9 protein-coding genes and 1 pseudogene are annotated in these 11,592 nt (G+C 33.2%); 7 read left to right on the top strand and 3 right to left on the bottom strand.

Features of this window, described 5'->3' with window-relative positions; genetic code table 11:
- Positions 1-10: 10 nt before the first annotated feature.
- From DNC80_RS10295 to DNC80_RS10285, 3 genes are read left to right on the top strand one after another with little or no spacing between them, the layout of a single operon-like run.
- Positions 11-2,467 (top strand): hypothetical protein, encoded by a 2,457-nt coding sequence (locus DNC80_RS10295; protein ID WP_182651146.1) that lies wholly within the window; start codon positions 11-13, stop codon positions 2,465-2,467.
- Complete coding sequence (locus DNC80_RS10290; RefSeq protein WP_182651145.1) at positions 2,436-5,690, top strand: fibronectin type III domain-containing protein; 3,255 nt, start codon at positions 2,436-2,438, stop codon at positions 5,688-5,690. The genes DNC80_RS10295 and DNC80_RS10290 overlap by 32 nt, the downstream gene beginning before the upstream one ends.
- Positions 5,691-5,707: 17 nt before the next feature.
- A complete protein-coding gene (locus DNC80_RS10285) occupies positions 5,708-6,775 on the top strand; it encodes a hypothetical protein (RefSeq protein ID WP_182651144.1) in 1,068 nt (355 codons plus the stop codon).
- Positions 6,776-6,966: 191 nt separating this feature from the next.
- Here the strand turns inward: DNC80_RS10285 and DNC80_RS10280 are convergent, their stop codons facing one another.
- The 3 genes from DNC80_RS10280 to DNC80_RS10275 are packed head-to-tail and all read right to left on the bottom strand — an operon-like array spanning position 6,967 to position 8,797.
- Complete coding sequence (locus DNC80_RS10280) at positions 6,967-7,818, bottom strand: IS3 family transposase (protein ID WP_220485232.1); 852 nt, start codon at positions 7,816-7,818, stop codon at positions 6,967-6,969.
- A 14-nt stretch (positions 7,819-7,832) separates the two neighbouring features.
- The gene (locus DNC80_RS15815; RefSeq protein WP_220485231.1) at positions 7,833-8,195 is read right to left on the bottom strand and encodes a hypothetical protein; all 363 of its coding nucleotides are present in this window, start codon (positions 8,193-8,195) and stop codon (positions 7,833-7,835) included.
- A 47-nt stretch (positions 8,196-8,242) separates the two neighbouring features.
- Entirely contained in the window at positions 8,243-8,797 is a 555-nt protein-coding gene (locus DNC80_RS10275) for a transposase (protein ID WP_182651143.1), read from the bottom strand.
- 251 nt (positions 8,798-9,048) lie between these two features.
- Here DNC80_RS10275 and DNC80_RS10270 point away from each other — a divergent pair, with 251 nt between their 5' ends.
- From DNC80_RS10270 to DNC80_RS10255, 4 genes and pseudogenes are all read left to right on the top strand, one after another.
- On the top strand, positions 9,049-9,231 hold the full coding sequence (locus DNC80_RS10270; protein WP_370628739.1) for a deaminase domain-containing protein: 183 nt from the start codon (positions 9,049-9,051) through the stop codon (positions 9,229-9,231).
- Between the two features lies 1 nt (position 9,232).
- Positions 9,233-9,472, top strand: a complete 240-nt coding sequence (locus DNC80_RS10265) for a hypothetical protein (protein WP_182651142.1) — start codon at positions 9,233-9,235, stop codon at positions 9,470-9,472.
- A 145-nt stretch (positions 9,473-9,617) separates the two neighbouring features.
- Positions 9,618-9,833, top strand: a pseudogene (locus DNC80_RS16020) (transposase); the annotation flags it as partial.
- Positions 9,834-10,342: 509 nt separating this feature from the next.
- Positions 10,343-11,592, top strand: a 1,250-nt coding sequence (locus tag DNC80_RS10255; protein ID WP_182651140.1) for a leucine-rich repeat domain-containing protein, incomplete at its 3' end; no start/stop codon positions are given.

The following is an 11,592-nucleotide window of genomic DNA, read 5'->3' as shown; positions in this document are numbered from 1 at the left end:
CCATAAAATAATGAACTTTAATCGAATTATAATAGTATTACTTTTCCTGAAATGTGTCATAAGTTTTGGACAAAACTTTAATATTGAGCAAGTAGGTAAAAGCAAATTAATAAACGTAAGCGGAGGAGCATCAGCTAGTAGTATTTTTTACTCTGGCAGTGCTACCCGTGATCCCTTTAATTATTTCCTAAATGGTAATATCAATCTAAATATTGCGGGCTTATATAATTTACCATTTTCTTTCTCGTATACCAATCAAAAATTAGGTTATGGGAAACCTGTTTTAATGAATCGATTAAGCATTCATCCGTCATATAAATGGATTACGGCACATATAGGAGATGCCAGTATGAGTTTTTCTCCGTATACTTTAAGTGGACATCAGTTCACAGGGTTTGGTGTTGATTTGACCCCACAAGGAAAGTTCAAAATCAGTGCCATGTACGGACGATTATTACGAAGCAATGAGTACAACAGCAACCTCCCGGACCTACTTCCTACCTACAAAAGATTTGGCTATGGATTTAAAACGCAATATGCTTTAGAAAAAGTAAACATTGGAGTTACATTTTTTAAAGCAAAAGACCAAGTTAACTCCATTAATCCATTATTTCCATTTGAATTAGGAGTTACTCCAAAAGAGAACACAGCCATAAGTTTAGAAACAGCATTTAAACTCCTTCAAAAAGTACAAATTACTACTGAAGTCGCCACCAGCAGTGTCACCGAAGACATTAGAGAAAAAACAGGAGCTACAAGAAAAATTAATGCCTCTTTATTTTTAAACCCTAATTCAACAACCGCAAATTATAATGCTTTTAGAGGACAACTAGCCTACCCAGCTGGTAATGGAACCTTAGGACTAGGATATGAGCGTATTGATCCTAATTATAGAACCCTAGGCGGCTATTTTTTTAACAATGATTTAGAAAACATAACTGTAAATGCAACACAAACCGTATTAAAAAACAAAGTAAACCTTGCCATGAATTTTGGGTTACAAAAAGACAATTTAGACAAACAAAAACAAAGTCAGATGAAACGTTTGGTATCGTCTGTAACTGCTGATGTTAAGGTAAATCAGAAATTAAACTTAAACGCTAATTACTCTAATTTTCAGTCTTTTACTAATAGCCGCAATCAATTTGACTTTATCAATCAAACTTCCAACTTTGAAAACCTCGATACCCTTAATTTTAGACAAGTCAATAAAAGCGCCTCATTGTCTGTAAATTATTTATTAAAAAATACGAAGAAAATTAAACACACCTTTAATGCTAATTTTAGCATGCAAGACGCCATAAATCAACAACAAGGAAAAACCATTGCTGGTGGCGCAACAACGTATTACAATAACGCTATTTCTTATTTAGTGGGACTTCCTCAAAGGGCTTTAAATCTTACTGCATCTGTAAATAATACACTAGGAATAACAGATACTGGTAGAAGCTTGATACTAGGACCAACACTTGCAGCTAACAAACTTTTTTTTGATAAAAAACTAAATACATCAGCCGCTATAAGCTACAATACGAGTAGTAATAATGGCATGAAACAAAATGACGTCTTTAATTTTAGACTCAATGGATCTTATATTTATAAAGAAAAACACAATTTTAGTTTCAATGCTATTTCCCTGTTTAACAATACTAAAACAGCTCAAAACAAAGATATTACAGCCACATTATCTTATTCCTATTCTTTTGATAAAATTAAACTGAGACCTACTAAAACAGCCGAAACGAAAGAGCAAAAAGACAGTATTTCTGCTAAGCCAGCGATAAGGATTCTTTATAAAGGCCAAACGTATCAAGGCAATAGAGCCGAAATTTTAAACCAGCTGGATGCTAATCAGTTCAATACCGCTCTTTTATCTCAACCAGATCAATCTAATTTAAAGCAACTATTTTCAGCTATAAATCAAGCAACTGATGATAAAGAGTTTAAAAACAAAGTTTTAGATTATTTAATGGCGCAAGATAGCAGTACCAAAAACATTGTTAAGTATGAGGAGTATTTAGTGCAAGCGTATACAAAGCTAGAAAAGGATATGAAAAACAAAGACGAGAGCCTTGAAAATGAATACCTATCACTAGTAGGGCGAATAAACATGCACCCGTTTCACGACAAAAAAGAGGAAGAAATAAGCAATAAAAACGGGTATAAATCGTATGTAAGTTTGCTTAAAAAAAGTGAACAAAATAAGAACAAATTAGTAAGACACCGCTGGATGTACAATGAAATTTCATTGGCTGCAAAAATGCAAGCTAATGCTATTCAAGAAAACAAGTACGTATCTGCTTTTAGTGCTCAAATAATAGATAATACACTTGAACTAGTAAAAAATAAAAAAACATCCGAAGAAATCATAAGTGCTATTGAAATGAAATTAATTCCTTTTTACCATGATTTAGCTTCAAAAAACACAAGCAGTGATGATGTTAATATTAAATACCTTCAGAAATAAAATGGGCAAAAAAAACGACATCGCTGGTACTGATAACAAACTCTGGATAGAAAACAAATACACCACTAAAATGCTAAAAAAACAAACCTACTTTTTTATCTTTTTACTTTTACTTGCAGGAATTACGGGCTTTGCCCAAACATTGCCAGTTACTATAAGCACGCAAATGAATCAGCCTTCGCCAATTTACTGGCGCCATTATGCAGATGCTGCTACAAGCAATAGCCCCATAAAGATACAAATCGTGCTGAACGATTTAACCATTGCACGAAGACAAGTACGCTTAAAATGCTATTGGCAAGGCAACGGAATCTCATTTATGAACAATGATTTTGTAGTAGGTGCACAACCGCTTTATCTAGAGGGTGGTGTGCCTGAGCTATTGAATAATACGCAACTAGCGCCTTATTTTGAGTTTAGAAACTTGATAGGGTTAACACCCAATCAATACGCCCAACCTATTCCAGAGGGAATATATACTTTTTCAGTTGAAGTGTATGATGTAGCTACTGGACAAAAACTGTCTCGCAAAAGCAATGTCATCACTACTATTTTTCAGAATGATCCACCTTTACTCAACTTACCATTGAATAAGGCTAGCATCATGCAGGAAAACATTCAAAACATTATTTTTAGTTGGTCACCAAGAACTAAAAATGTAAGTAATGTGGAATACCAATTTGATCTAGTTGAAATCTTTGATAAAAATACTCCTATACAAAACGCTTTTGCGTACTCTAAGCCCATTTACACTGCTACCATACGTACCACTACGCTGCTGTATGGTCTTGATGCACCCCAATTAATACCAACAAAAACCTATGCATGGCGCATTAAGGCCAAAGCAATAGTGGGGGCCGAGGAGATTGGGGTTTTTAAAAACAATGGCTATAGCGAAATTTTTTCCTTTAGTTATGATGTCTATTGTACAGCACCTTTACAAGTAACTACAGATGGTGTAAGCCAAGACCAAGCCAAAATAACGTGGAGCGGCGCCCTAGATAATTTTGATTACCAAGTAAACTACCGCGAAAAAAATGCCGACTCACAATGGTATCCTCTTGAAACCCCACGTGAGAATGCCACTTTGGCCAATTTAAAACCCAACACCACCTATGAATACACCGTAGGAGCCTCTTGCGAAAAAGGGAAATACGTACACAGCAGCATACAAGAATTTACCACATTGGCTCAAGACGAAATTGCTTTTACAGGTTGTGGTATCAAGCCCGACCCTAAGGATCTAGCCAATCAAAACCCGTTAGAAAACCTACTCCCTAATGATGTAGTAACCGCGGGTGATTTCCCTATTGTGGTGATTAAAGCTTCAGGAAGCAATGGCAGATTTACAGGTGAAGGCTATGTAACCTTACCATTTTTAGAAAAATTTAGAGCATTGATTGATGCCGCCGACGCACTGGGTGGCGATAAAATAAACATTGGGCAATTCTCCCGCATTCGTATCACTTTTGACAACATTGGAGTAAACACCGATTTTAAACTGATTTCTGGGGAGATTGTAGCGAGTTATGATCCGGAGTGGAAGAGTATCGTGGATGGAGATCAAGCCGTCAACGATATAATGGGTGACAACGGCACTAAAGAAAAACCTATAGATATTCCATTCAGTCAGAACATGAACTATGTGATAACTTCTGGAACTTCAACTTTTGATATTGCAAAAAAAGAATTAACATTTAAGGATGATAAAGGTACGATTTATGTAACATCCATTGGAAATCAAAAACTTCCCTTAACATTCAACGATAATTCAGGAAAGATATATACAATTGACAAAAATGGAAATGTTGAACCTACTGGTAAAGTAGCCGATATGGAAGCTCGTAATATGGAAATGGAAGAACTAAATAGTATGGTATTTTTTAGAAACGGTGTAAAATATGATAGTAAAAGCATTATGCCTGTTTTTTTGAATAACCAAGAATTTGAAATTGATTTAGTAAAAGGAGAAAACACTTATCATGACATTAAAAAGCTAGAAAAAAATGAAGAAATTATTTGGGATTTTAAATTAGGAGATAAGCCTCTTACAAACTATAAAGTCATTGAGGGCAAGATAATTTTTAAAATTAAGGCGATTACTGAAATATTAGGAGAGAATATTGTTTTGAACGTATCTGAAAATTGGGGAAATAAGAAAGAGGTAGGTAAATTAAATATTAAAACCTACACAGCTCCTGTCGTGAATTTTTTTAGAGACAACAATTACAATAGTGAATTTTTGTTTGACGATGGTTTTAGATTGCACCAAACCTTGAAAGATGCGAAATATTACAAACAAATTACAACTGGCACAAATAAAGAAACGCATTACACTCCTGTTATAGCTTTAGAAAAAAAGAAAACAGCCACTCTAAATATGGAATTGTCTGATTTTAAAGAAATCATAAAAAAAGATCCTGAATTTGCCTTGGTTTTTAAACCCCGATTAAGCGGTAAGATAAAAATAAATGGACAAGAAGAATATGTAATTAGTAGCAAAGAGTTTATTAAAAATTCCCAAATAAATATTTTGGCATCAGAAGTTATAAATGAAGAAAATTTAACTTCAATGTTAATTGATGTTAAAGTAAAAGGCAGTGATGAAATAGTAGGGCAGATAGAATATTTTTGTGCTACAGCAATTCAAAAAACTGTAAAAATAATTTTTACCAAATGCAAAGATGAAACAGCGTTTTACAAACCATTTACCGCTCAAGAGTTACAGAACTATTTAAATACATTTGCCTTTAATCAATTGTTTCTTAACATAAATGTGATAAGTGAAGACTTTACCATCAATAAAAACAGAGAGGAGCTGTTCAAAACAACAACAACGGTGGCGGATCTATTAAAAGAAAAATACAACAACGAGAATCCTTCGCTTGGAGAAGCAGACGACGTATTGTTTATAACCAACCAAGTAATTCCTGACGAGAAAGGGTATAAGGGAGGGATTCATCGACGAGGAAAGACTGGAGGGATATTGTTCGGGAATAATTCTGCTAATTGGAGTGCAGAGGAGGTAAAGAATAGATATTTCTCCAATACAGCACACGAACTGGGGCATTGGAGAAATATGACACATCCTTTCGAAGAAGATCTAAAATTGAAATTCCCTAAAATTATCAATAGCGGAGGCGAAACCAAAGACAATATTATGGACTATAACGTACCTTCTAAATCCTGGTTCAAATTTCAGTTAGAATATATGAATAGATAATAATAAAAAAGACAACTATGAAAATTAAACACTTATTTCTAGCCCTCTTTTTTGCATTTGCCAATGCTAATGCACAAAATGAAAAAACAATTACAAAAGACTCTATCTTGTATTATTTTAAAAAGTACAACCCGTTTGATGCTTTAGAAAAAATAAGAAGAACCGATTATAATGGGTATATAATAAATTATGATGCGTTGCGAAGCGACAAAGAGTTGAAAACATATTTCTTGAAATGCTTAAATCAAAAAGAATATTTTGAGTATTATATGAAAAAAGAAGATTCTGCTTTTATAAAACACATAAATGAAAATTCCAGATTCTTAAAAGATCAAATAGGGTATGATTTTGTGAATACTAAAAGACGAAAAGAAATAGATTCTATTTTAAAATCCCCTGTATTGGCAACTAAATTCAAGGATAGTATCGCTTCAAAAGAGAGTTTTTCGAGCAGAGAAGGAAAAAGCATTGAAAAATATTACCCCAATATGGAACTACTAATTAGGTTTCATTACCCAGAAGTGTATTCTTTTATAAAAAACATATACAATAAATATTACAGAGAATATGACCGTCAAAGGAACAATACTCCCTATGATAATAGTCCTTTTTTTTATGATTTATTGCGTTTTAATGACCCCGAAATCCAACAAGAATACGATTCCAAATTACAATTTATATTAAAAATAGGTTCTTTAGATACTAGTTTTGATATTGTATTTAAGGTAGAAACAGCCTATGCTCTCAATGGGGTAAAAGATTACCTTCTTATTGACAGAGAAGTTACGGTTCAGTCAGATGGACTTAAATATCCTTATAATTGTCAACTTGCAGAGTATCTTATATCAACATTCAAAGATGAAAAAATAGAAATGAGTCCTGCCTTTAAAAAAGAATATGACGAAATAGAAAATAATCCCGAAAAAAGCTTTATTGATAAATGTCCTGTTTTTAAAAAATACAATTCCGAAATACTATTGCATATTGATGCGTTAAAGGAGAAAAGACGAAAAAAGGAAGCGGTTTGGATGAAAGAGATGTCTTTTTATAAGAAACTTATTAGTCCCAGCAATAAACAAAGATAGCACATGCTATGCGAAGTGTTCTTTTGAAAAATAAATTTGTCGTACGGGCTTCACCCGATAGCTCGGATATAACGAACATTCTCGATATTGATAGCGCGGAATTGCATTCCGTGCCCACAATCAAAGTCAAATAATACAATGTCTAGTCCTGAAAAAGTGATACAGGATTAATAAAAAATAAAAGTACAATTTTAGACAGTAGCAAGCTCTGGTTTGCTACTGTTTTTTGTTTTATAGGTTCTCATTTTAATTTTGTTTTGGTGATGCATCTGATTTGGAGTAAGCATGTAATTAGAATAATGAGGTCTGATTTCATTATAGATATCAATAGCTTCTTTTACAATTTTTTGCATGATTTCTGCTTTTTGATTGTATTTGTCAATCCTAAATTCCTGTTTTAAAATACCATTGATCCTTTCTGCCACTGCATTTTCATAAGGGTCAGAGTTTTGTGTCATACTGCATAGAATTTTATTTTTATTAAGTTGCATTTGGTAGTCATTAGCACAATATTGAATCCCTCTGTCTGAATGATGTATCAATGGTAAGTTTTTGTTGTTTCGGTGTTTAAGAGCCATTTTAAAAGCCTTCAAACTGCTTTCTGTATTCATGTTATCGGCAACATAATATCCCATAATCTTTTTAGAATAAGCATCTGTGACTAAGCTTAAATAGCAAGGATTATCTCTTTTTCCTATATAGGTTATATCAGAGACCCAAACTTGCTCTGGTCTGTTAATTTCTAAATCTAGAATTCGATTTTGATGTTTATTAAATCGATGATGTGAGTTAGTCGTTCCTTGATAACTTCGTTTAGGATGTATCAATAAATGATTGGCTCTGAGTATATCAAAGAACTTATCTCTTCCAATTTTCATTAATTGAAGTTTATCCAACAAAAGATAATATAGTTTTCGAGTACCTATTCTAGGCATTGTCTTCCTGATATTATTCACCATCAAAATCACTTCTTTGGCTTTGTTTTGTTTGGATGCTATTCTTCTAGTCTTTCGATAATAAACCTGTCTGTCTATCCCGAACAAATAACAGGTAAACGCTACTGTTTTTTGTTCTTTTGCTCTAAAGCGGGCGATTGTTCGGGTGCAGAGTTTTTTCGGATATCGATATGATATTCTTTCTCAGCTAAATCAATCATCATGTCAAACAAGATTGCTTTTTTATCTGCAACGTAAGCTTGTCGTTCTAAAAGAGCCCGATCGCGCGGATATGTCTCTACGTATGATAGCGCGGAATTGCATTCCGTACCCGATCGCGCGGATATGTCTCTACGTATGATAGCGCGGAATTGCATTCCGTACCCACAATCAAAGTCAAATAATACAAGTAAAAACAAAAAAGCAACAAGTAAAATTGTTGCTTTTTTGTTTTGAAATTTCCAGCTGGCGATATGTCTCTGCAAACGATAGCGCGGATTTGCAATCCGTGCCCACAAAGTTCATCAACAATCTAAAATAAGTCCAACATTACAACATCTAATTCATTTTCTAAGCCCGCATAATTTCTAGCAGAACTAAAATAATAATCCTCTGGTGAGCTAACTACTTTCTCTTTTACAGGATTGTTGTGGATATAATTCACTTTTTGTTTTATGAACCAATTGGTTTCTATTATTTCAGCATGATAGCCGTCTTGCCATACTTTATAGCTTTGATCTCTCTTTAGATGCGCACAGGCTTGTTCAAAATAAGCCAAAAGCCACTCCCTGCGACTCTCTGGTTCCTCTTTAATCGTTTGAATAATTTTCTTGGAAGTGAATTTTTTAAAATCACGCATGACATCAGATAGAATAAAACCATTTGTGGCTTTGCACATTAAATGGATATGACTGTGCATAATGCAATACGCATAAATCTCAAGTCCTTTTTTCTCTTGACAATATTGCAAAGCATTAACAATATTGTACTTTTGGTTGAGTCGCGTAAATATATCAACCCAACCTACTGTTGTAATAGTTATAAAATATGCCTGATCTGTTGTTGTTGCTTTATATTTTGTTGACATTTTTTTATTTAAAAATACAATAAAAGCTACAAAACAAACAAAAAAATAGCTTGTATTTTTTTGTTTTCGTGTAGATTTGTTTTGAGGTTACGGATTATGTTTGTGGCTCATCGTTGTGGGCACGGCTTGCAAATCCGCGCTATCAGTTCGCGATAAAGTTTAGTGTGGTTTTAAAAACCGTCTTTCTTTAATAACATGTTTTTGTATACCACAGCGATTGGGGTTTATTTCGTTTCATGTAGATTTGCTTTGTGGGCACGGATTGCAAATCCGCGCTATCGGGATGCGTGAAAGGACAAAAATACTTGAGCGTTTCAGGAGAATTAAAAATTGTATCCGAATTACCTTTCTGTTCTTCGTGTCGTGGTGTAATAAAACAATTTAATGAAATGTTTCCTAATGTTAAATTAATAGTAGTAAATGGAGCAAGATAAAATGAGGTTAAGAATAATGACTAATTATGAGGATTTGTTAAAAGATACTCTAATTAATTATAATTTCATTTACAAAACAGATTTTGTTTTTGTCGAATACATATATGATGAAGTCAATTTTGCTATTATAGAATTTACTAATGCAGATTTAAATCAAGTTTTCGATTTAGGCAGAATATTTGGGGGTATGTCAGAAGCCTTTGATAAAAGAATATCAAATCCGCCATCTAGTTTTATGTGATGATTTCTGATAGAAAATTTAAAGCGTTTGAGATGTAAAACTTTCAAACGCTTTTTTCATTAAATTTTATGCAGATCAACAAGTTTAAGCCCCCGCTAGCGCGAGCGTCTCGCTCGTGTCTACAAAGTAAACACACGTATAAGTTATGAGTACAAAATATAAATTTGGAGAAAAAGAGGGAGCTTATTTTATAAGCTTCGCAACCGTGAATTGGATTGATGTATTTACTAGGGATATATATTTTTGGAATATTATAGAATCATTAGACTTTTGTAGAAAAAATAAAGCAATGGAAATATATGGATATTGCATCATGCCAAGTCATGTGCATTTAATATTTCGTTCTGGAAATGGAGACCCGATAGCGCGGATATGTCCCTACGTACGATAGCGCGGAATTGCATTCCGTGCCCACAATCAAAGTCAAATAATACAAGTAAAAACAAAAAAGCAACAAGTAAAATTGTTGCTTTTTTGTTTTGAAATTTCCAGCTGGCAATCGTTTGCAACGATTGCCAACAGCCTGTTATGCCAATGTCTCTGACTTCGCGCCTACTCCATTACCCTAATGCAAAGACAGTAACGCAAAAAATAATTTCCTATAATTATATAAAGATTTAGACCTAACAGGTTTTAAAAACCTGTTAGGTCTAAAATAAATATATGGTTATTCCCAACTGAGATTAAGGGCAGACAAACAAAGCAGAATGTGTTTACATTGCATATTTATAAAGCTAGAAATTAAACTGCTCTTGAAAATTAAAAAGAGAATCGCTTATAAATCGACCATAATTTAGTATTTGATAAAAAGTTCAAAAAGTTTTAAAAAAATATCATACTATTGTAGTAAAAATCAACAGTATATATTTTATGAAAACAAAATTACTTTTGATGTTTCTGTTTTTGACAATTACCTTGCAAGCCCAAACTAATTTGGTGCCCAATGGAAACTTCGAAAACTGGACATCCTCCTCACAACCAGACAAATGGTTCAGATCTTTTAGCGGATTAGTATTCCAAAGTTCATCTGCTCAAAATGGTAGCTCGAGTACCAAAATGCAAATTACTAGCGGTACCTTTAACTTCATTAACAGTGAATTTTTTCCGGTTGTAGCTGGTAAAACGTATCGCATTACGATGTATCACAAACTCGTTACGGGAACTTTCTCGGCCATTGACCTAAGTTTGTATCACCAACCAGGTACTTTTAAAACAGAAATTACCAAAAAAACCGATGCCGTTACTTCCAGCACCGAATGGCGAAAAATAGAATTTGACTACACCCCAACCGTAAGCGAATCTATTGAAGTAGACATTTGGACAACCGGTACGCTGAACTCTGAAATTTTAGTAGACAATGTTTCTGTAGTAGATGTGGCAACAATTGGTGCTGCCTATACCTTGATCCCTGACCTTAATTTTGAGAAAAAATTAATTGCATTAGGTTACGATTCAGGTACTCCTGATGGCAAGGTGTTGACTTCAAATATAAAGGCTGTAACATCACTCACTCTTGACGCAACTACCATAGCAGATTTAACTGGTATTGAGGATTTTGTTTCTTTAGAAACATTAAAATGTAGAGGTAATAGTTCTTTGGGTAGTGGCGGAAATGGATTATTGACAAAATTAGACGTTTCAAAAAATCTAGCATTAAAAGTTTTAGATTTTGGCTATAACAAACTAACAATTTTAGATCTTTCAAAAAATATAGTTTTAACCGATTTAGATTGTAGTGCAAACCTTTTCACTGCTATTGATGTAACTAAAAATAAAAATTTAACTAAATTAAAATGTTTCTTTAATAATATTACTACAATTAATGTTTCTCAAAACACAGGATTAACTGAATTGAATTGCTCTAACAACTTATTAACAGTTCTAGACATTTCTGCAAACTTGATGTTGACTTCATTAAGTTGCGGATTTAATAAATTATCATCAATAGATGTATCCAAACATATTAATTTAAAAAATTTATTTTGTAATTATAATCAATTAACAACAATAAATTTGTCAAATAATTTAAATATCAATTCATTAGTGTGTGACAACAATAAATTACTCACATTAGATATTTCAAAGAATATAGCTCTGAATTATTTTGCATGTAATAATAA

Origin of the sequence: Flavobacterium sp. SOK18b, assembly GCF_014156605.1 — a bacterium.
Classification (GTDB): domain Bacteria; phylum Bacteroidota; class Bacteroidia; order Flavobacteriales; family Flavobacteriaceae; genus Flavobacterium; species Flavobacterium tiangeerense.
This window is presented reverse-complemented; position numbering and strand designations above follow the sequence as displayed.